The sequence below is a fragment of the Streptomyces olivochromogenes genome, assembly GCF_021538895.1.
Classification (GTDB): domain Bacteria; phylum Actinomycetota; class Actinomycetes; order Streptomycetales; family Streptomycetaceae; genus Streptomyces; species Streptomyces olivochromogenes_A.
Genome location: NZ_JADDRL010000057.1, coordinates 25436 through 44524 on the forward strand (window position 1 = coordinate 25436; position 19089 = coordinate 44524).

A 19089-nucleotide genomic window follows, 5' to 3' on the forward strand; every position below is an offset into this window, starting at 1 on the left:
GAACGGGGAGACGATGACCACGCACCGCGTCCTGACCACCCTGGGCTGCGCCCTGACCGCCGTACTCGCCACGGCCTGGTCCACAGCCCCACCGGCACAGCCCGCCCGGCAGACCGCTGCCACGACCGTCCTCACGCACGACGGCCTGGTGCGGGGCGCCGCCCACGACGGCTACCGCACCTTCGAGGGCATCCCCTACGCGGCACCCCCGGTCGGCAGGCTGCGCTGGGCACCGCCCCACCGCGCCACCCCCTGGTCGGGGGTACGCGACGCGACCCGGCCCGCGAGCGCCTGTCCGCAGCCGTTCGGCGAGGTGCCCGGCGGCAGCATCGACGAGGACTGCCTCCACCTGAACGTCACGACGCCCGCCGGCGCGGCACCGGCACACCCCCGGCCGGTGATCGTGTGGCTGCACGGCGGCGGCTTCACCACCGGGGCGGGGAGCTCGTACGACGGCCACCGCATGGCCACCCGCGGCGACGTCGTGGTCGTCACCGTCAACTACCGCCTCGGGGCGCTGGGCTTCCTCGCACACAGCGGGCTGCCCGGCTCCGGCACCTTCGGCCTGGCCGATCAGCAGGCGGCGCTGCGCTGGGTCCGCGCCGAGATCGGCGCCTTCGGCGGCAACGCGCACCATGTGACGCTGGCCGGCGAGTCGGCGGGCGGTTACAGCGTCTGCGCCCAGCTCGCCTCACCCGCCGCCGCGGGCCTCTTCGACCGGGCGATCATCGAGAGCGGCCCGTGCACCGGCCGCCCCGATCATCCGTTCGCCCCGTCCTCCGTCCCGCTCTCCACGGCGCGGGCCGCGGGCGTGGACCTTGCGACAAAGGTCGGCTGCGGCTCCGCCCATGACGTGATGGCCTGCCTGCGCCGCGTGCACGTCTCCCGTCTGCTGGCCGCCCAGGGCACCGACCAACAGCCCGCATATGCAACCCCGTTGCTGCCCAACGACCCAGCAGCGGCGATCATGGCCGGCCGCTTCCACCGCGTCCCGGTCCTCATCGGCAACAACCACGACGAGGGCAACGGCTGGGCCGCCGGAATCATCCAGGCCGGCTACCCCGTCACCCCCGACTCCTGGCCCGACGTCGCGGCCACCTTCTTCCCCTCCCCAGGGCAGGCCAAGGCGATCGTCCGCGAGTACCCGGTGCACCGCACCGACGGCGGCCCGGTGTTCGGCGCGGTCATCGGCGACGCGAACTTCGCCTGCCCGACGGCGCGTACCGAAAGCCTGCTCGCCGCTCAAGTACCGGTCTGGCGCTACGAGTTCGCCGACGAGCACGCCCCGCCGCTCACCCCGGGCACGCCGCCGTTCCCGCTCGGCGCACCGCACGCGAGTGAACTGCCCTACCTGTTCGACCTGGGCGGCCGCCCCCGCGACCTGACCGCGGCACAACACCGGCTGGCCGACACCATGGTCGACTACTGGACCGGTTTCGCCCGCACCGCCGACCCGAACGGCCCGACTCTGCCGCACTGGACCCGGCAATCGGTACTGTCCCTGGCGCCGGACCACATCGTCCCCACGCGCACGGCGCAGTCCCGCCACCACTGCGCGTTCTGGGATGCCATCGGGTGACGGCGGGCGCTGGTCGTTGCCCAAACCCGAGCACTTGACCGCCAGTCCCGGTGGCCCGTCCGGGTGGCAGACTGCCCCGGACGGCAGAGTCACCAATGCCGCACAATTGTGATCATGAAGTCACCATGAACGACTTACTGCATGATCAGACACACGATGCGTACACTCTGCGCCGCCGCCCTCGTGGCCGCACCCCTCGCCCTGACCGCGACGCCTGCGCAAGCCCTGACCTCATGTACGGTCAACGGCAGTCCCGTGTCCGGTACGACCGTCAGTGGTACTGCCGGTGCCGACTACATCAGCTGCGGCGCCCTCGCCGTGGGCGACAGCGTCAACGGCTTGGGCGGCACCGACTACATCGTCATCAACGGCACGGTTGCCGGCACCGTCGACGGCGGCGCCGGCAGCGACTCCATCACGGCCCACGCCGGTACCACGGCGAACGGCAGCATCCTCGGCGGCGCCGACGGGGACTTCATCTCCGTCGGCCCGAACGCCGGCACCGTCGACGGCGGCCTCGGGTCGGACTTCTGCCGAGTCGCTTCCGGGAACCCGCCCATCAACTGCTAACCGTCAGCGGCGCGTTGGTTCGGCCCCTGCCGCTACGAGGAATTCGGCGGTATCGGGGTGGGGCCCGTTGTTCGCCCAGTCCAGTGGGGACCAACCTGTGCCGTGTTCTTCGCGCAGGTTGGGGTCGGCGCCGTGCGCCAACAGTTCCCGGACAGTGTCGGTGTGTCCCCAGCAAGCGGCTGCGCACAACGGTGTGCCCTCCGAGCCGGGGCCGCTGCTTTCTGTGTCGGGGGAGGCACCGGCCGCCATGAGCAAGCGGGCTACTTCGGCTGCTCCCTGTACCGATGCCAGGTATAGAGGCGTGGTGCCTTCGTTGTTCCTTCCTTCCGGGCTCGCTCCACTGTGCAACAGGGCCTTCACGCCAGTGGCGTTACCCGACAGGGTCGCCTCGAAGACACGACGGGAGAGCTTCTTCTGCTGCCGTTGCTTCATAGTCGGCGAGGCTAGTTGCGTGCGGCCGCTCGTGGTTGGAGTAGTTCACGAACTCCGCGAGTGCGACGCGGCGTTCATGCGCGCTTGTGTAGTCGTGGACGTACGCCCACTCGCGGGTGAGCGTCCCGTAATACGTCCTTCGGGCAGCGGTGCGTTCCGATGCCCCCTGCTGGTGGCGCTCCGGGGCTCGGCCGCCGCGTTCAACGGGAGCCTTGGGATCTCAGGGCTCCCGCGTGAGCGGCTGTGCGTGGTGTCAGCGTGCGAACTTTTCGATGGCCGCCGGGGTGACGGGGGTGAAGAAGTTGACCAGGTTGCCGTCGGGGTCGCGGAACAGGAGCGACCGGTTGCCCCAGGGCATCGTGGTGGGCCCGGTGACGAAGTCGGTGACGAAGCCGGTCAGGTTCTGGTGAACGCGGTCCACGTCGTCGACGAGGAATTCGGTGATCACGCTGTGGTTGTCCGCAGGGCGGGCGGAGCCCGGGGCGAACAGCGGCACCGTGCGGGTGCCAGCGATGGCGAGGGTGGCGCCCGCGGTCCTGAGTTCGGCGAAGTCCTCGGTGGCCCACGTCGCCCGCGCCCCTGTGGCTCGCTCGTAGAAGTCGACGAGGCGCGCTACGTCGCCGGTGATGATGCGGATCGAGACGAAGTCCATGGGAATCTCCTTGGCTGTGCTGGAGGCGTGCACGTCGCAGGCTAGGAGAAATAGTGGACAGAATCAGTCCTCTATTCGCGTTAGGCTGCGGACATGCCTCGACCCACCGGCCGCGTGCTGACACTCCTGGAGCTGCTGCAGTCGGGCGGCACCCGGACGATGGCCGAACTCGCCGACCGGCTCGGCGTCGAAGGGCGCACCGTGCGCCGGTATGTGGACCAGCTGATCGACCTCGACGTGCCCGTGGAATCGGTGCGCGGCCGCTACGGCGGGTACCGCCTCGCCCCCGGGTACCGCTTGCCCCCGCTCATGCTCAGCGACGACGAGGCGCTGGCCGTGCTGCTCGGCCTGGTCGCCGGCCGCCGAGCAGGGTTGACGACGACGGAGCACACGGCAAGCGAGACGGCATCGGCGAAGATCCGGCGGGTGCTGCCCAAGCACATCGCCCGTCGGCTCGACACCCTCCTGGAAGCTCTCGCCTTCACGGATCAGCCCGGCGAGTTCGTCACCCCGGACGCCGGGCTCCTGCTCACCATCGCCGATGCGGTGCGCCACCACCGACCGGTCTCGATCCGCTACACCGACCGTGACGGACGGCGTAGCGAGCGCACGCTGCACGCGTACGGGATCGTCGCCCATGCGGGCCGGTGGTACGTCACGGGCAAGGACGCCCAGATTGGCGAGGACCGAACCTTCCGGCTCGATCGCATCGCGGACGCGCGGACCCTGCCCGGATCATTCGAAGCGCCAGTGGGTCCCGCTCCGGCACAGCGCGTGTTGTCAGGGTTCGCCACGGCCGAGTACCGGCATGAGGTGACCTTGCGGATCCACGGGACGGTCGGGCAGATCCGCGCCCACCTTCCCGCCGGCGTCGCGAGCCTGGAAGAGCACGAGCCCGCGGCCGGCCAGGACCCGGCGGCCGAGCGCTGGCTTCGCGTCGAGCTGCGGGCGGAGAGGCTCGACTGGTTGCCTCCGGTACTCGCCGCACTCGACCGGCCGTTCGTCATCGAGCGCCCCGATGAACTGCGCGACCTCGTCATCGCGTTCGCCGATCGCCTCACGTCCTATGCCCGCCGAGCCTGACAGCGAGGAACCGCTGTCATGAGATGGCACAGCTGGTGCTCTGACCGCGAGGGTTCGCCGGGTTTAGGCAAGCGGACGCGGGCCCGCGCTGGTGACCGTGCCGGTCCACCAGTCCGGTTGATCGGATTCGCGCCACAGGACCCCGAGTTGTCTGTGGGTGAGTTCCTCTGCCGTCCGGAGCAGGGCTGCCTGCGCCGTGCCCGGCTCGGACGAGGAGGCGGGATCGGTGAGTGCGCCGTCGGCGACGCCGGCCGGTTCGGTGAAGTAGACGGCGTACCGCCATCTGTCGGCGGTCCGGTACAGGACGAGGGTCGTCGGTGTCCCGAGGGTGCGCCAGTACGGCCGTCGCTTCCTTGCCATGTCGGCACGGTACTTGAACGCGATCGTGAGCAGTGGCGTGATCACCGGCAGGTGTTGGACTTACGGGCCGCGGGGGCGCCGTACGGCACAGCGTCGACAGCACAAGACCGCTGCGGTCAGCGGACCAGGGGGAGGAACACCGTGTCGACGATCTCTACGAGGACGTGGTCGGGCACGGGGGCGAAGGTCGTGAGGAATTCGTGGCGCAGCAGGTCGAAGGGGAGGGACTTGATGCGTTCGGTGAGGAGCTCCGGTTTGATCTCGCCGCGGTCGACGGCGCGGTCGAAGAGCGTGTCGAGGGCCTCCTTGCGCCCCGTCGCGAGGGGGTCGCGCAGGTCACCGGGGCTGGCGCCCGTTTCCTGGTGGTAGCCGGCCAGCTGCACGCTCATGACGGTGACGAGCTGGACACGGGTGGCGTTGATCTCCCGCATGAGGGTGAGGACGTCCTCCCGCAGGCTTCCCGTGTCGGGAACGTCGAGGCGGTGCTCCTTCAGGGTGTGCACGATGGCTGCCCGGACGAGTGCGTCGCGGTCTGACCAACGGCGGTAGAGAACGGGCGGGCTGGTGCTCGCGCGCTGAACGACGGCGTCCATGGTGAACCTGGCGTAGCCGGTCTCCGTGAGTTCTTCCCAGGCCGCGTCGAGGAGAGCCTTCTCCAGTGCCGCTCCGCGGCGTCGCTCGGGCATCCACCCCTCCTTAGAAAGACTTGCCTTTCTTATTCTAGCGCCCTAGTCTGCCACCCGTAAGATAGACCGCTATATCTTAAGGTGGCTGTTCGTGAGCACTCCCAAAGGGACCGGATCCGCGCCCGCGGCGGCGGACTCCGATCGTGTGGACCCCGCCGTATGGCGTTTGGCGATCACCGTCATCGTGGGCGCCCTTGCCGTCGTCTTCGACACCACCATCGTCAGCGTCGCCCTCAACGACCTGGCGAAGGAACTCGACGCCCCGCTGTCCACCATCCAGTGGGTGAGCACCGGCTACCTGCTGGCGGTGTTCGTCACCATCCCGCTCGCCGGATGGGCCCAGTCACGGTTGGGCGGCAAACGTCTGTGGATCGCGGCCCTGGGCGTATTCCTGCTCGGCTCGGTCCTGAGCGCGCTGGCGTGGGACGCGGCCGGCCTCATCGCCTTCCGCGTCATCCAGGGCATCGGAGGCGGCATCATGATGCCGCTCACAGCCACGTTGATCATGCAGGCCGCCAAAGGCCGCAACATCGGCAGGGTCATGGCCATCATCACCGTGCCCACCGCGCTCGGCCCGATCCTCGGCCCGGTCCTCGGCGGCCTCATCCTGCATCTGGCCGACTGGCGCTGGCTGTTCTTCGTCAACATCCCCTTCTGCGTCGTCGGCGGCCGGCTCGCCTGGCGCAACCTGCCCGACGACCGACCCGCACCCGACGGCCCCCGCGCCCGCCTGGACGTCATCGGCGTGCTCCTGCTCTCGCCGGGCGTCGCCGCTCTCATCTACGCACTCTCCCGGGTCGAGGAAAGCGCGGGGTTCGCCAGCGCCACGGTCCTCGTCCCGCTGATCGGCGGCCTCGCCCTGGTCGGCGGCTTCACCGCCCGGGCACTGACGCGCACCACCGGCGCCCTGGTCAACCTGCGGCTCTTCCGCCACCGCGCGGTGGCCTCGTCCTCCACCTTGCTCTTCCTGGGCGGCATCTCCCTGTACGGGGCGATGATGCTGCTGCCCCTGTACTTTCAGCAGGTCCGCGGCGAGGACGCCCTCGGCGCCGGACTGCTGCTCATACCGCAGGGCGTCGGCGCGCTCCTCGCACGCGGCCTGGCAGGGAAGTACACCGACCGCGTCGGCCCCCGCTGGGTGGCTCTCGCCGCCTTCGCCGTCGTCGCCGCGGCCAGCGTGCCGTTCGCTTTCGTCACCGCCGAGACCAGCGAGGTGCTGCTCATGGCCGCGCTGCTCGTCCGTGGTATCGGCTTGGGCGCCGCCATGATCGCGCTCAGCGGCGCCGCCTATGTCGGCCTGGATTACGAGGAGATCCCCGACGCCAGCATCATCACCCGCGTCGCCCAGCAGCTCGGCGGCTCGGTGGGCATCGCCGTCCTCGCCGTCGCCCTCCAGCAGAGCACCGGCGACGCCCGTACCCCGGGCGCCCTGGCCGCCGGCTTCGACGACGCCTTCTGGTGGGCGGTGGCCTTCACCGCCGTCGCCGTCCCGCTCTGCCTGCTCCTGCCCGGCCGCCCCGAGCCAGTGGCTCCAGCCGACAAGGCCGAAGCCGAGGCCGCCGTTGAGGTCTAGTTCCTCGCCTGTCTGCCGCGCCAGGGGCACACAGGCAGGCCGAGAAGGACGAGCCACCAAGCTGACCCATTCCTTGGGCGGCTCCTGATAGCCAGTCGTGGCCATCCGCCGTCGTCCTTGTCAGGTGGGGATCACCGCCCACCAGAGGGAGCGGACGTGCCGCACGGAGACGTGACTGCCAGCCGCAGCGACCGGCGCGTGCGCGGTTCCGGCAGCGACAACCCCCATACCACCACCGCGACCGCCAGCACCCACCCCCACCGCTCGTGGGCCGCGGCCCACCGCGGGTCGGCCGGCCAGACGAACAGCGCCCAGCGGCTGGGCTGCATCACGGGCACGAGGATGGCGGCGCTGACGAGGCCGACGGCCACGGTGCGTCCGGGGTCCGTCCTGTCCGTGTGGCGTACGGCGAGCGTCGCCGCGGCCACGGCGACCGCGGAGGCCGCCGCGGCCTCCAGGGTGACGTCCCCGGCCGAAGGCCCGGCCGGGCCGGTGACCAAGAGGAGTACGGCCGTCCACCACAGGGCGGCGACGGGCGTCACCAGCACCACCCGCAGCACGGTGCGGACAGCCCGCCCCGTCGGGACCGGGGCCGTCGTGTGCCGGGCCGTGTCGTCCAGGAGGAAGGCGGCGCCCAGGGTGAGGGCGAGCGAGGCGAACCTCAGCAGGCCCATAGCGGACGAGCCGCCGGGTTCGGCGCCGAGCAGGCGGCAGAGCGCGGCCGGCAGCAGACCCACCGTCCCTGTCGCGCCCAGCGTCCGCCACGGCAGGGTGCGCCAGACCGCGGGCGCCAGCACCAGGGCCACCCGGCGCGTCATCACCCGCCTCATGCGTCGCACCTGTCCGGCCCGATGCGGGCGGGCACGTCCAGCAGTTCGGCCGCACGGGCCGTCGTGACGCCCCGCGATGTCAGCTCGGTCCAGTGCGCCTTCACCTTCGCGGCGACGCTGAAGAAGGGCTGGTGGAGCAGCGCGCGCACGACCTTGGTCTGGCCCGCCGTCATGGTCAGGGGCTCGGTCCGGGAGATGACGACCGCGGAGCCGGACAGGCTGTCGTCGAGGCGGACGTGGCGGAGGACGGACTCCGGGCTGGGCTGCCAGGCGAGGGACAGCCACATGATGGTGACCATCCGGCCGTCGCAAAGGCCACTCCCCGCCTTCTCGTTGCCCGCGACCAGCACCGAGGCCACGGCCGTGGAGAACTCGGGGACGCGGTTGCCGCCCCAGGAGGTGCCCACGGTCACCTGGTACGGGTTGGTGGACGGGGCGAGCGCGGCGTCGTCGAAGAGGCCGTACCGTGCCTCCACCCGCTGCCTTACGAGGAGGTGCTGCCCACGCGCGCTGCCTCCTGTGAGGGACTGGACCCGTTCGGCGACCCGCGCCCAGTCACCGATGCGCGGTGTCCACTCGGGGAAGGCGCAGTAGTCCGAGCGGCCGCGCAGCACACACGTCTGGTCCCGCTCCGGGGTGAGCGAGGCGCGTATCCGGGCCGCGGTCGTCACCGCGGGGATGCCGCCGGTCTGGGCGACCCCGCCCAGCACGGCCAGGGCCAGCGCGCCGGCGAGGGCGGCCTGGAGGGTCCGGGCACGGCCGCCCCCGGCGACCAGGACGGCGAGCAGGGCCGCGGTCAGGGCGAGGCCGGCGAGGTAGAGGGCATGCCAACCGGCCGGGCGGCCCAGCAGGGCGGAGGGGAGGGATTGGGCGCCGGTCCCGCTGACCACCGGTGCCAGCCAGGCGGTTCCGGTCTCCCGCCCGGCGGAGGGGTACATGCCGCCCACGAACAGCAGGAAGAACACCCCGACGAGCAGCGGCGCCGCCACGGCCGAGGACACCAGCCGCGCGAGCAGCACCCCGATCGCCCCGAACACCAGCACCGTCAGTGGCCCGGCCAGCAACTCGGCCACCGAACCCCGCCCGACCACACCGGGCTTGAGGGCCTCCCAGCCGAACTGGGCGGCCACAGCGACCGCGGTGAGCAGCGCGAGCGGTACGACAGCCAGCGCATGCGCCGCCGTACGGTGTGCGGGGGAGAGCACCAGCACTCCGAAGTGGCGTTCGGTGTCCCGGCGCAGGGAGCGCAGCGCAGCCTGGTTCGCGCACAGCAGCGCGACGAGGCCGACGAACAGCGGACCGCTCTGGGTGGCGCGGTCGACGTCCTGCAGGGCGGGGTAGTCGTCCTGGGGCCGCAGGGTGCGCCACCCGATCCAGGCGCCGTATCCGACGAGGGCGACGACGACCGGGACACGCAGCAGCAGCCTGCGGGTCTCGAAGCGGGCCAGGGCGAACACGGCCGCCCGGGAGCCCCGGGACGCGGAGCGCGTGGCGGCTGCCGGGGTGGCCTTCGTTGCGACCAGCGCTGTCATGCCGTCACCTCCGCGCGGTCGCCGTCGAGGGTGAGTACATAGCCGTCCTCCAGAGTCGGTTCGAGGAGGTCGGCGCCCTCGGGTGGGTCGCCGACGTTGCGGAACGTGCCCGTCCCGGTGCGCCAGCCCGCCTTCGCGCCGGGATCGCGTTCGCTACTGCTCCACACCCGTCCGGCGGCCCGTGCGCTGAGCTCGGCGGGGGTGCCGTCGAAGCGGATGCGGCCGCCGGCCATGACCAGTACGCGGTGGCAGAGCATGGCCACGTCCTCGGTCTGGTGGGTGGACAGCAGCACCGTGCGGCTCTCGCCGGCGGCGGCGATCAACTCCCGGAAACGCATGCGCTGTTCGGGGTCCAGCCCGACGGTCGGCTCGTCCAGCACCAGGAATCCCGGGTCGCCGACCAGGGCCGCGGCGAGCGCCACCCGCTGCCGCATACCACCGGACAACTTCTTGATGCGCTTGCCGCGCACGTCGGCGAGGTCGACCTCGCCGAGCACCCGCCGTACCTCCTGGTGCCGTGCGGCCCGGTCGGTCAGCTCCTTCAGGATCGCCACGTAGTCGACGAACTCGAAGGGCGTGAAGTCGAGGTGGAGGCCCGGGGTTTGCGGCAGGTAGCCCAGTTGACGCCGTACCTCCTGTCGGCCCCGCGCGGTGGCCGGGTCGTGCCCGAGCACGGTGAAGGCGCCCCGGTCGGCCGGCACGGCGGTGGCGAGGACCCGCAGCAGGGTCGTCTTGCCCGCGCCATTGGGCCCGAGGAGCCCGGTGACCCCTCGGGTCAGCCGGAGTGACACGTTGTCGAGGGCACGGGTGCCGCCGTAGCACAGACTGAGTCCGGAGGCGGAGACGGAGACAGGGGCCGAGGCGGTCACAGAGTACTCCCGGGGAACGGACGGAACAGAGGCAGAAGAAGCCGGACACGGGGAACGGGCGCGGTCATCGGGCACCGCTCGGGGACAGGTCGAATCGGTCACGGACCAGGAGGAGCAGCCCGGCGGCGAGCACGGCGACTGCCGCCGCCGCGCCCTGTCCGGCCGCGGTGAACGGCACGAGCACCTGGTCGGCGCCGGTTCGGTACGCGTGGGCCGCCAGCAACAGCGCGACCCACGCGCCACCGGTCACGGACGGCGCGAGGACTGGTCCGAGCCTGGGGGTCAGCGCGAGCCCGGTCGCGGTGAGCGCGAGGGCCGGCAGCAGCCATCCGAGGGCATCCAGCCCGTACGCGGGCAGGGCGAGGGCCGCCGCACCGCTCAGGCCCAGCACGGCGACGAGCACGGCGACCGTCCGGATCATCAGCAGGCGAAAACCGTGCATGGGCGAAACGACCGCCATCTCGTGGGTGGGATCGAGCACGGGCCCGTACGACAGGGCGACCCCGGCGAGCGGCAGCAGCGGGGCGACAGCAAGGAAGGTCGTGGTCGAATGACCGGAACGGGCGGTCAGTACCGACACGGCCAGCAACGAGACCACCGCCGTCAGCCACGAGCGGCGCAGCACCGGCGTCGCGGCCAGCAGCCGCGCCGTGTGGTCCGCCATCCCGAGCCGTACCAGGAGCCGTTCGAACAGGCTCGGCCGTGGCGCGTCCAGTTCGGCGTCCAGCCGCTCCCAGGCCGCGTCCAGCGCAACGGGGTCCCAGGCCTCGGCCAGCAGCGCCCGGCAGTCCGCGCAGGCGGCCAGGTGGGTGTCGGCGGACCACAGCAGCGGCGGCGCCAACTCCCCGCGCGCATACGCACGCAGATCGTCCTCGGCGACATGCCATGTCATGCCGACACCCCCCGCTTCTCCTCGGCGGCCCGCACCGGCCGCACACCCGACATCGGCCGCACGCCCTCGGCGCGCACGAACCCCGTCATGCCAGTGCCTCCCGCAGTTGCTTTCGGGCGCGCATCGCCCGCGTCTTGACCGTGCCCGGCGGAATACCGAGCAGGACGCCCGCCTCCCGGGTCGTCAGCCCGTCGATGACCGTCGCCTGGAGCACCGCCCGCAGTTCCGGAGAGAGCCGGACGAGCGCGCCCGCCAGGTCCCCGTGCTCCACCCCCGCGAGCACGCGATCCTCGGCGGACGCCTCGTCGCGATGCCGCAGCCGGGCCAGCGCGTGCCGCAGCCGTCCCCGCGCTCCGTCGCCGCGCAGCGCGTCGACCAGCCGACGCGAGGCGATGCGCCACAGCCACCCGGCCACGTCGCCGTCCTCGCGGTAGCGCGCTCCGCCCCGCCAGATCGCGAGGAACGTCTCCTGGACGACGTCGTCGACGACCCCGGCGTCGGCGCAGCGGCCGCGCAGGCGTGTGGTCAGCCAGGGGGCGTAACGCCGGTACAGCTCCTCGAAGGCGCGCCGGTCCCGATCCGCCGCGATGGCCCGCAGCAGGTCCCCGTCGATTCTCGTCTCGCTCACATCTCCTCATCGGACCGGCGCCGCCGATCGGTTCACGAAATCGCGTCCAATTTTCCGGCCGCTTTCCACCCGGCCCTCGATCATGCCGCTGACCTGGGGCTCTGTGGTGTCCTGTGTGGATCCGCCTTGGTGATCCGAGGCCGTAAGGGGTGGTGCGCGGGGGTGGTGCGCTGATCGGACGAGAGGCTTGTGGACGTTGAGAGGGTGGGTTCCTGCAAGGAAGAAGTCTTGCCCTCAATGCGGTAGATGTGTCGTGGGGTTTCACACGTTGAGGGGGCTTCGTGGTCTTCAATCTGGTGTCGCTGGTCCTGTCCATCGTCGCCGTGGTGGCGTCCACGTGGGGAATCTCCCGCCAAGTGGCGCGTGCCAGAGCGGACAGCGATTTGTCCATGACCACCGAACTGCTGCTCACCCATGTCAGGGACGCTGCTTTCCAGCAGGACCAGTTGTGGGTGCTGAGCGACCTTCCGCACGAGTACGGCCCTGAGAACGGAATCGAGGGGTTGCCCTATCCGGCCAACTACCGTCTGTGGAACGTTGGCATCGTCTATGAATCAGTGGCGATCATGCTGCGATTCGATCTCACCAATCCCGTCATCCTGCTCAGCCTCGCGCAACATCGTCTGATCAGGACCTGGGAGACGATGCAGCCCTACATCGAGGCCGAACGTGCCAAGCGCGGCCGTGTCGTCTTCCCCTTCTTCGAAGACGCCTACGTCTTCGCCAAAGAGGTCGACGCCAACGTCCTCTACCGGGAGATCGCGCTTCGGCATGCGGACGGATCCCTGCGTAGTGCGGTGCCCGGGGCAGCGGGACCAGGACGGCAATTCGCCCGGCAGTGGCGTCGTTGGGCAGGTCGACGTGAACCGCGCATGGCGCGCGCCGTCCGGCGTCTCCGGTCAATGGACCCTCGGTAATGATCGGAAGGATCTTCAGCGACCACGGTTCATCCTCCACGATCCACGGTGACGTTCAGCCGCGGAGGTTGCCACCGGGGCCATTTCGTCTCTGGCTCTCATTCCGGTGGCTGAAGCAGATCGCCGACATGATTCGGGCCCGCCTCTGATCGCCTCGTCAGCGGCTGACGGCCGCTCCGGAGCCGACGCACCGATGTGGCGTCCTGGTAGCCGACCCGCTGTGCGATGTCTGCCACCGGCAACGCGGTGGTGGCTCGGAGGTGTTCCGCCCGCTCCGCCCGCAGCGACCTGATGAATGCGTAGGGAGACGTACTCAGTCGGTCCCGGACATGACGTTCCAGAGTGCGCCGGGTGACCCCGAGCGCCAGTGCCGCGTCGGCCACTCCGACGGGGCTGTGCAGATGCGCACGTACCCATGCTTCGAAGTCGCTGACCAACTGATCGTGCCCCTTGAGATAGTCGGTCACCACCCCCGTGCTCGGTGTCGGCCTCTCGTCGATGAGCAGGGCACCCGCGGTCTCGGCGGCGAGCCGGGGGCTGACTTGCGCGACGATGCTGAGAGCCAGATCGATGTGCGCAAACGCCGCGCCCGCGGTGACGACGCCCCCGTCACGTACCACCATCCGCGACATGTCCAGGTGCACAGCGGGATAGCGACGCCGGAAGAAATCGCGCAGCCACCATGTGGTGGTGGCCCGCCGCTGATCCAGCAGCCCCGCCTCGGCGAGAACAAAAGTTCCCGTGCAGGCTGCCGCAAGAGCGCCTCCACCGTCCGCCCAACGCCGCAGTGCCGTGCGCACAGCTCGGATGTCCTGCCTCATCAGGGCATCGACCATGGTCGCCGGACTCTGGGCGGCCAGCGCGGGAACAAGGATCAGGTCCAGGTCCGTGGTGGCCACACAGTCGTCGATCAAACGGCCCGCGGGTATCAGCAGCCCGCCCGCCGTACGGACCGCCTCGTCCGTCGCAGTGACAACCACGCACTCCAACGCAGGGATGGTGGCATCGACGCGTGCCCGGGCAGCATCGGCCGTCCGCAGCACATCAAGCACAGCAGTCACTCCTGAGTCCCAGCATCCGCCGAGTGCCACCACACCGATCTTCATGTCGCAAACTCCCCTGCCTGCGTCGCATTCGGTACTACCGCCCTGCCTACGGTCAACCACATGGCACCCACACAGCAGGCAGCCGGCGGCCCGCACACCGACTCCGCCAAGGTACTGGTCGAGCGGGACGGCCACCTTCTGCGGACTCGATCCATGGAGCCTCTACTGGGAGCTCCACCAAGCCGGTCATCACGGCCGTCCACGGCCGCTGTTTCACCGCCGGCCTGGAACTCGCCCTCAACAGCGAAATATGCATCGCGGCAGGCGACACGGTCTTCGGTCAGCAGGAGGTCACACGCGGCATCGTCGCACTTGGCGGGGCAACGGTACGCCTGCCGCACCGCGCCGGCTGGGGCAACGCCATGCGCCACCTCCTCACCGGCGACCAGATCGACGCCCAGGAAGCCTGGCGCATGGGCATCGTGCAGGAAGTGGTACCGGCAGGCCACGAACTCGACCGCGCCCTGGAGTTGGCGCACCGTATCGCAGCCCAGGCCCGGCTTGCCGTGCAGGCCACCCCGGCCGACGCACGCAGTGCGTTGGCACCGCACATCGCGGCTTCTGCCGCCGGCCTGCGCAACGACGTCGGCCCACGACTGTTCGCGACGGCCGATGCCGCTGAAGGCATTGCCTCCTTGATCGAGCGGCGGGTTCCCACGTACGAGGGCATCTGACAGTGCCGCGACAGGCCCATCAACCGGACGCAGCGGGCCGCTGCGCCGACCACGCAGAAGCCGAGGATCTCATGCACGCACTCATAGGGGACCAGCCGCGACACTACGAGCGGTTGAGTCTCACTCCAGGTGTCATCCAGCCCTGGGAAGAGGGACTACGTACTGACCCCGCAGCCGGAACATTCGAATGGTGGTACTGCGACGCCCACCTGGAGGACGGCTCCACACTGACGGTGGAGTTCCACACCAAGCCTCCCTTCATCTCACCCAAGTCCCCCCTCACACCCTTCGTCCTGCTCACGCTCACCCGCCCCGACGGCATGAGGACGGACAAGACCTGCACCGCGGAGCCCAGTGCGTTCTCCGCCTCCTCCGAGCGCTGCGACGTCGTCATCGGTGGCAATACCTTCCGTGGAGAACAGGGCAAGTACCTCGTCCACGTCGAGATCGACGACGTCGTCCTCGACCTGGAACTGACCGCGCAGGTACCGCCATGGCGCCCAGCCACCGGCCACGCCTTCTTCGGCGCTCAGGAGGAGCACTACATCGCTTGGCTGCCTGTTGTGGCCCGGGGCTCCGTGCTCGCCACGCTGACCGCCGATGGCACCACCCGAACCCTCACCGGCAGTGGGTACCACGACCACAACTGGGGCAACATCGCCCCACGCAAAGTACTCGACCACTGGTACTGGGGACGTGCCAGGATCGGGGCCTACACCGTCGTCACTCTCATGTTCGTAAGCCACGAGCAGTACGACAAGGCGAAGCTGCCCGCTGTGCTGGTCGCTCACAACGACGAGTTCCTGGTCTCCGCGGTCGGTGACGCAGCGGTCACGTTCACCGAACGTGACGTCCGGGTCCATCCCAGCACCCACGTCCCCGTCGGCGCTCACCTCGAATACCAGGTGGCGGACGACGCCCACACCTACACCGTTTCCTTCCAGCACGAGCAGGACACCTTCCTGCTCGACTTCGGCACGGCCGGCGCTTACCACAGGTTCCTGGGGGCCGTGTCGTTGAGTCGCAGGGGAGCCGGCAGCACCGACACGGTCCAAGGCCGGGCCCTTTGGGAGCTGTTGCACTTCGCACCCAAGAAGCCAGCCGACGAGGCCGATCCACTGAGCGGATCAGGGCACATCCCGCCCGTCGGACACCAGGCCTGAACATCGTCTTCACGGTGAGCGTCTTCGCCCGGACGGTGGCCATCGCGCGAAGAACATCGGCCATTGCGAGGTCCGTGCGGGCGGCAGAGGCTTGACGGGCAGGTGTCGCGCTCATCGCTACAGGCTTACGCCTGCTCGGGCCACCTGATTCAACGGAAGCGTCTGCAGTCGTCCGGCTCGGACAGTGTGTCGACCGCACCGGCGCGCGTGGTGCTGACTCAGGAGTTATGGCGGCGCGAGGGGAAAGCGTCGAGGTGTGATTCGAGCCGGTAGGAACTATCTTCTCCCTCAGCGACGGTGAGGCGGTCTTTCTCCGAACCGCAATCTCAAACGTGGCCTCGCTTGAGATTGTCTCGTGGCCCAACGGGATTGGGGTTTGGGTTCCCTATCCCGGCGACTACGCGATCATTGACTGAAAGGGGGACGAAATCGATACGCTCTGAACTCTCCTGTAAGAGAGGAGGGCAAGCGCCTGTGTCGAGGCGCCTGACGTTGTTCCAGTCGACCTGGCTCCTGATGGCGGCCACCATTGCCTTCAACGGCGCCGCCGCCGGGTCCACCCGCTGGGCGTGGGCATGCAGGCGGTGATCCCGGTCCTGTTCGTGGTCGCCGTCGAGCGGGCCGGGCACACCATCGGCCGGATCGCCGACCTCCGGCCCGGTCATGACGAGCACCTCAGGCAGGCGCGGACTTCGCGGCCGCTGCGTGTCTGGTGGATCTCCGTCGACTGGGCGAGGTATTGGACAATGCCGGTGCCGCGACCGTGTTCGTCGGGGGCGTCGGCGGGTCGATGGCGGTCCACGGCCAGGCCGAAGTCACTGACCACAATGTGCAGAGTGTCGTGGTCGAGCTCGAGCAGCAGGGTCATGCGCTCGCGGCCGTACTGGGCCGCGTTGGCGGCGAGTTCGCCGACGATGAGAACGGCGGAGTCACGCTCGCTCGCTGGCACACTCCAAGTCTCCAGCAGATCGGCCGCGAAGTGACGAGCGGCGGAGACGTGCGCCTCCTGCGCGGGCAGCGTCAGCAGCGCGTGGCCGTGGCAGGGCTGGTCGAGCAGTGAAGTCGGGCTGGGGGAATCGGTCACAAACATGGTCTTCTGGCTCTTCTGTGGATGTACGGAGACCGGAACGGAGTGACTGCCAACAAGTTCGGGGCGGTCGGTGGGCCGGATTCTGCATAGGCGTGCTCATTTAGTTCCACGGGTGATCCACGCCGGATGGTTCGAGTCATTCGCCCCTTTTATTCGGTTTCATGTGATGCTCGTGGTCTTCCGGACGGCCCTACGGGAACGTCGCGCCGTAGAGCGGGACGAACGGACCTGTCCGCAGCTCGGCTGGGTCACGGTCCTCGGTGTGCAGACGCCCCTGGATCTTCTCTTGCGGGATTGTTGTGAAGACCGGGGCGGTGTCGCCGGTCACCCGGATATAGAGTGCATGACCCGTCGGCGCACTCACGCAGCAAGTCGGTTGAGGGCCGGGCCGGTTCGTCGGAGCCGGGGGCGAGGGTGACGAGGGCCCGGAGGCCGTCGGCGCGCCGCGGGAAGGTCCAGGCCGGAGCCCACGACCGAGCTGCAGAACTGTCTTGATGCCGACACAGCCCCCGATGACACGTTGTGGAGACGAAGCAGCCGTATTACCTGACCGTCCCAGCGATGTGCGGCACCACTGCCAATGCCGCCGCGCTCATCGGCCGGGTGTTTTGGCCGTACGGGCTCACCGATCCCGGAGTCGTGCCCCGTGGTGGCATCGGCCGACGCCGGTGATCACGCGCGTGCCTGCCCGGCCGTCTCGCGAGCAGAATCCCCCTCTGTGGCCATGTCGCCTGACGGCCAGGTGGCCAGTCGACTCTGTGACATGACCACCCTGGCATCGCCTCACGCCCGCATGGTCACCAGCTTCTGACCGTTGCCGGCGAGGATCTCGAAGTGCTCAATGGCTCCCGGCGACAAGGCAACCGCTCCCGGGATCGTAGTGCCGGGAGGGTACTCGCCTGCGCGCCAGCTCGCGCCGTCCTTTCGGACCCCGCCGGGTCCGACCGCCTGCAGCCGGCAGGTGATTCCGGCGGGTGCCCCGCCGGCGGAGACCTGCAGGGTGCTGCCCCAGGCGGTGGGCGAGACCCGCACCGAGGCGGTGACGCCGGTGGTGGGATCGCTTCCGGAGAAGGTGCGCCAGGTGGTCGGCGCGGTCGGGCCGGGCGGCGTCGCCTGACTGCCCACGGTTCCGATGGTGGCCAGCCAGGTGCCGCCGACCGCTGCCGCGATGAGCGTCAGCGAGGCGGCGGCGCCGGCCAGTTGCAGACGCCAGGTGCGGCGGCGCCGGGCCGCGGCCTGCTGGAGCAGCTTCTCCAGTACTCCCTCTTCCGGCGCCTTGGGCACCGCGGGCGCGGCGGGCCGCTCAGGCAGAGAGGCCTGCGCACTCTCGGCTGCCCGTGCCACCAGCCGGTCGGCCGCGTCCCCGTCGGCCGTCGGCACCGTCTGGCCCGAGGCTTCGGCTTCGGTCACCGTCGCCAGCAGTGCGGGCAACCCTGCCAGCTGGGTGTGTTCGGCCCGGCAATCGGCGCATTCCTCGAGATGGACGCGCACGCGTTCCATTTCCGCCGAAGGCAGAGTGCCCAGGACGTAACCTCCGAGCGCCAGCTGGAGGGCGTCGTGTTCCGCGTTCATGGTCGCCACCTCCTGCCCGGAACGGTCACGGCGTGATCCCCCGTTCCTGTAGGGCCAGCCGCAGGGCGTGCAGGGCGTAGTACGTGCGCGACTTGACGGTGCCCAGTGGGATGCCCAGCTCCTGCGCGGCCTCCGCCATGGTCTTGCCCCGGTAGTAGGTCTCCAGCAGGACGGCGCGGTGGTCCGGGGACAGTGACCGGACGGCGTCGGCAACCGCCCAGCTCTGCAGTGCCTGCTCGATCTCGTCCTCGCCCGGTTTCTGCTCGGCGGCTCGCTCCAGTGCATCTCCGCCGACCTCTGTCGGCCTGGCCTGCCGGGCCCGGTGGGCGTCGATGACCAGGTGCCGGGCGACCGTGCACAGCCATGCCCGGGCGGGGCCGCGTGCGGGGTCGAACGCGGCGGGATGCTGCCACGCTCGCAGCAGTGTTTCCTGCACCACGTCCTCTGCCCATTGCCGATCTCCTGAGGTCAGTCGCAGCGCGTAGTGGAGTAGGGCTCCTGCGTGATCCGTGTACAGAGTGCGCAGCAGTTCCTCATCCGCGGTCGAAAAGGTCCCTTCACCAGAGACACGGTGCACGGAGCGATCCGGATCGGTCCGTGGACCACGTTTTCGGGAACCCCAGGGCATAAGTCGATCATCGCGCATATGTACTGCTTTGTCCTGTAACCCGCGGGATGACTCAGGTGACACTCTGTGAGCGGCGCCGCGGGTCGCGCGTCCCCGTCAAGCCTCAGGACGTCACCAAGGCCAGCCTCGGACGCCGCCAGGGCCAAACGTGCGCAGCGCTCGGGGAAGGCCGGTTGATCTGCGGCGATACCAAGAAGTCTCACAAAAGTGCAGATCTGCCGAACCGTGGGACCCCTGCCATCCGTGGAGCCGG

The 19089-nt window shown here is 69.9% G+C and carries 21 protein-coding genes and 1 pseudogene; 8 read left to right on the forward strand and 14 right to left on the reverse strand.

All coding sequences use genetic code 11. The features are described 5' to 3' along the window. Positions 1 to 13 precede the first annotated feature (13 nt). Positions 14 to 1579 (forward strand): carboxylesterase/lipase family protein, encoded by a 1566-nt coding sequence (locus IPZ69_RS26600; protein ID WP_235457030.1) that lies wholly within the window; start codon positions 14 to 16, stop codon positions 1577 to 1579. Between the two features lie 156 nt (positions 1580 to 1735). Further along, on the forward strand, positions 1736 to 2149 hold the full coding sequence (locus tag IPZ69_RS26605; protein ID WP_235457032.1) for a hypothetical protein: 414 nt from the start codon (positions 1736 to 1738) through the stop codon (positions 2147 to 2149). 3 nt (positions 2150 to 2152) lie between these two features. Here IPZ69_RS26605 and IPZ69_RS26610 read toward each other — a convergent pair whose 3' ends face one another. Both IPZ69_RS26610 and IPZ69_RS26615 read right to left on the reverse strand, forming a co-directional pair. Beyond that, entirely contained in the window at positions 2153 to 2581 is a 429-nt protein-coding gene (locus tag IPZ69_RS26610) for an ankyrin repeat domain-containing protein (RefSeq protein WP_235457033.1), read from the reverse strand. Positions 2582 to 2834: 253 nt separating this feature from the next. After that, complete coding sequence (locus IPZ69_RS26615) at positions 2835 to 3233, reverse strand: VOC family protein (RefSeq protein ID WP_235457034.1); 399 nt, start codon at positions 3231 to 3233, stop codon at positions 2835 to 2837. Positions 3234 to 3326: 93 nt separating this feature from the next. Here IPZ69_RS26615 and IPZ69_RS26620 point away from each other — a divergent pair, with 93 nt between their 5' ends. Next, positions 3327 to 4316 carry a helix-turn-helix transcriptional regulator gene (locus IPZ69_RS26620; protein WP_235457035.1) on the forward strand — a complete coding sequence of 330 codons (990 nt, stop codon included), beginning with the start codon at positions 3327 to 3329 and terminating at the stop codon, positions 4314 to 4316. Positions 4317 to 4379: 63 nt separating this feature from the next. Here the strand turns inward: IPZ69_RS26620 and IPZ69_RS26625 are convergent, their stop codons facing one another. Together IPZ69_RS26625 and IPZ69_RS26630 are read right to left on the reverse strand one after the other, a co-directional pair. Continuing rightward, on the reverse strand, positions 4380 to 4676 hold the full coding sequence (locus IPZ69_RS26625) for a hypothetical protein (protein ID WP_235457036.1): 297 nt from the start codon (positions 4674 to 4676) through the stop codon (positions 4380 to 4382). 116 nt (positions 4677 to 4792) lie between these two features. Beyond that, complete coding sequence (locus IPZ69_RS26630) at positions 4793 to 5362, reverse strand: TetR/AcrR family transcriptional regulator (protein ID WP_235457037.1); 570 nt, start codon at positions 5360 to 5362, stop codon at positions 4793 to 4795. A gap of 91 nt (positions 5363 to 5453) precedes the next feature. Between IPZ69_RS26630 and IPZ69_RS26635 the strand changes: the two genes are divergently transcribed. Continuing rightward, complete coding sequence (locus IPZ69_RS26635; protein ID WP_235457038.1) at positions 5454 to 6935, forward strand: MDR family MFS transporter; 1482 nt, start codon at positions 5454 to 5456, stop codon at positions 6933 to 6935. A gap of 131 nt (positions 6936 to 7066) precedes the next feature. Here IPZ69_RS26635 and IPZ69_RS26640 read toward each other — a convergent pair whose 3' ends face one another. From IPZ69_RS26640 to IPZ69_RS26660, 5 genes are all read right to left on the reverse strand, one after another. Continuing rightward, positions 7067 to 7765, reverse strand: a complete 699-nt coding sequence (locus IPZ69_RS26640) for an ABC transporter (RefSeq protein ID WP_235457039.1) — start codon at positions 7763 to 7765, stop codon at positions 7067 to 7069. Continuing rightward, on the reverse strand, positions 7762 to 9297 hold the full coding sequence (locus IPZ69_RS26645; RefSeq protein WP_235457040.1) for an ABC transporter permease: 1536 nt from the start codon (positions 9295 to 9297) through the stop codon (positions 7762 to 7764). The genes IPZ69_RS26640 and IPZ69_RS26645 overlap by 4 nt, the downstream gene beginning before the upstream one ends. After that, positions 9294 to 10166 carry an ABC transporter ATP-binding protein gene (locus tag IPZ69_RS26650; RefSeq protein WP_235457042.1) on the reverse strand — a complete coding sequence of 291 codons (873 nt, stop codon included), beginning with the start codon at positions 10164 to 10166 and terminating at the stop codon, positions 9294 to 9296. Before IPZ69_RS26650 ends, IPZ69_RS26645 begins: the two co-directional genes overlap by 4 nt. Before the next feature lie 64 nt (positions 10167 to 10230). Next, on the reverse strand, positions 10231 to 11058 hold the full coding sequence (locus IPZ69_RS26655) for an anti-sigma factor family protein (protein WP_235457043.1): 828 nt from the start codon (positions 11056 to 11058) through the stop codon (positions 10231 to 10233). An 85-nt stretch (positions 11059 to 11143) separates the two neighbouring features. Further along, entirely contained in the window at positions 11144 to 11686 is a 543-nt protein-coding gene (locus IPZ69_RS26660) for an RNA polymerase sigma factor (protein WP_235457044.1), read from the reverse strand. A gap of 281 nt (positions 11687 to 11967) precedes the next feature. Between IPZ69_RS26660 and IPZ69_RS26665 the strand changes: the two genes are divergently transcribed. Continuing rightward, the gene (locus IPZ69_RS26665; RefSeq protein WP_235457045.1) at positions 11968 to 12603 is read left to right on the forward strand and encodes a hypothetical protein; all 636 of its coding nucleotides are present in this window, start codon (positions 11968 to 11970) and stop codon (positions 12601 to 12603) included. Positions 12604 to 12701: 98 nt separating this feature from the next. Here IPZ69_RS26665 and IPZ69_RS26670 read toward each other — a convergent pair whose 3' ends face one another. After that, the gene (locus IPZ69_RS26670; RefSeq protein ID WP_235457046.1) at positions 12702 to 13709 is read right to left on the reverse strand and encodes a GlxA family transcriptional regulator; all 1008 of its coding nucleotides are present in this window, start codon (positions 13707 to 13709) and stop codon (positions 12702 to 12704) included. Between IPZ69_RS26670 and IPZ69_RS26675 the strand changes: the two genes are divergently transcribed. From IPZ69_RS26675 to IPZ69_RS26685, 3 genes and pseudogenes are all read left to right on the forward strand, one after another. Beyond that, positions 13688 to 14383, forward strand: coding sequence for an enoyl-CoA hydratase-related protein (locus IPZ69_RS26675; RefSeq protein WP_235457047.1), 696 nt, complete (start codon positions 13688 to 13690; stop codon positions 14381 to 14383). The two genes, IPZ69_RS26670 and IPZ69_RS26675, sit on opposite strands and share 22 nt — an antisense overlap. A 113-nt stretch (positions 14384 to 14496) precedes the next feature. Further along, positions 14497 to 15546 (forward strand): lipocalin-like domain-containing protein, encoded by a 1050-nt coding sequence (locus tag IPZ69_RS26680; RefSeq protein WP_235457048.1) that lies wholly within the window; start codon positions 14497 to 14499, stop codon positions 15544 to 15546. Between the two features lie 492 nt (positions 15547 to 16038). Beyond that, positions 16039 to 16244, forward strand: a pseudogene (locus IPZ69_RS26685) (DUF2637 domain-containing protein); the annotation flags it as partial. Here the strand turns inward: IPZ69_RS26685 and IPZ69_RS26690 are convergent. The 4 genes from IPZ69_RS26690 to IPZ69_RS26705 form a co-directional block, all read right to left on the reverse strand. Beyond that, entirely contained in the window at positions 16208 to 16630 is a 423-nt protein-coding gene (locus IPZ69_RS26690) for an ATP-binding protein (RefSeq protein ID WP_235457049.1), read from the reverse strand. The pseudogene IPZ69_RS26685 and the gene IPZ69_RS26690 overlap by 37 nt on opposite strands. A 196-nt stretch (positions 16631 to 16826) precedes the next feature. Further along, the gene (locus tag IPZ69_RS26695; protein ID WP_235457051.1) at positions 16827 to 16964 is read right to left on the reverse strand and encodes a hypothetical protein; all 138 of its coding nucleotides are present in this window, start codon (positions 16962 to 16964) and stop codon (positions 16827 to 16829) included. A gap of 455 nt (positions 16965 to 17419) precedes the next feature. Further along, on the reverse strand, positions 17420 to 18208 hold the full coding sequence (locus IPZ69_RS26700) for a zf-HC2 domain-containing protein (protein WP_235457052.1): 789 nt from the start codon (positions 18206 to 18208) through the stop codon (positions 17420 to 17422). Positions 18209 to 18233: 25 nt separating this feature from the next. Further along, the gene (locus IPZ69_RS26705) at positions 18234 to 18836 is read right to left on the reverse strand and encodes a sigma-70 family RNA polymerase sigma factor (protein ID WP_235457053.1); all 603 of its coding nucleotides are present in this window, start codon (positions 18834 to 18836) and stop codon (positions 18234 to 18236) included. Between the last annotated feature and the right edge of the window lie 253 nt (positions 18837 to 19089).

Excerpts from the sequence above, each read along its gene's own strand:
- IPZ69_RS26600 (WP_235457030.1), top strand. The coding sequence starts at position 14 with ATGACCACGCACCGCGTCCTGACCACCCTGGGCTGCGCCCTGACCGCC.
- IPZ69_RS26605 (WP_235457032.1), top strand. The coding sequence starts at position 1,736 with ATGCGTACACTCTGCGCCGCCGCCCTCGTGGCCGCACCCCTCGCCCTG.
- IPZ69_RS26610 (WP_235457033.1), bottom strand. The coding sequence starts at position 2,581 with ATGAAGCAACGGCAGCAGAAGAAGCTCTCCCGTCGTGTCTTCGAGGCG.
- IPZ69_RS26615 (WP_235457034.1), bottom strand. The coding sequence starts at position 3,233 with ATGGACTTCGTCTCGATCCGCATCATCACCGGCGACGTAGCGCGCCTC.
- IPZ69_RS26620 (WP_235457035.1), top strand. The coding sequence starts at position 3,327 with ATGCCTCGACCCACCGGCCGCGTGCTGACACTCCTGGAGCTGCTGCAG.
- IPZ69_RS26625 (WP_235457036.1), bottom strand. The coding sequence starts at position 4,676 with ATGGCAAGGAAGCGACGGCCGTACTGGCGCACCCTCGGGACACCGACG.
- IPZ69_RS26630 (WP_235457037.1), bottom strand. The coding sequence starts at position 5,362 with ATGCCCGAGCGACGCCGCGGAGCGGCACTGGAGAAGGCTCTCCTCGAC.
- IPZ69_RS26640 (WP_235457039.1), bottom strand. The coding sequence starts at position 7,765 with ATGAGGCGGGTGATGACGCGCCGGGTGGCCCTGGTGCTGGCGCCCGCG.
- IPZ69_RS26645 (WP_235457040.1), bottom strand. The coding sequence starts at position 9,297 with ATGACAGCGCTGGTCGCAACGAAGGCCACCCCGGCAGCCGCCACGCGC.
- IPZ69_RS26655 (WP_235457043.1), bottom strand. The coding sequence starts at position 11,058 with ATGACATGGCATGTCGCCGAGGACGATCTGCGTGCGTATGCGCGCGGG.
- IPZ69_RS26670 (WP_235457046.1), bottom strand. The coding sequence starts at position 13,709 with ATGAAGATCGGTGTGGTGGCACTCGGCGGATGCTGGGACTCAGGAGTG.
- IPZ69_RS26700 (WP_235457052.1), bottom strand. The coding sequence starts at position 18,208 with ATGAACGCGGAACACGACGCCCTCCAGCTGGCGCTCGGAGGTTACGTC.
- IPZ69_RS26705 (WP_235457053.1), bottom strand. The coding sequence starts at position 18,836 with ATGCCCTGGGGTTCCCGAAAACGTGGTCCACGGACCGATCCGGATCGC.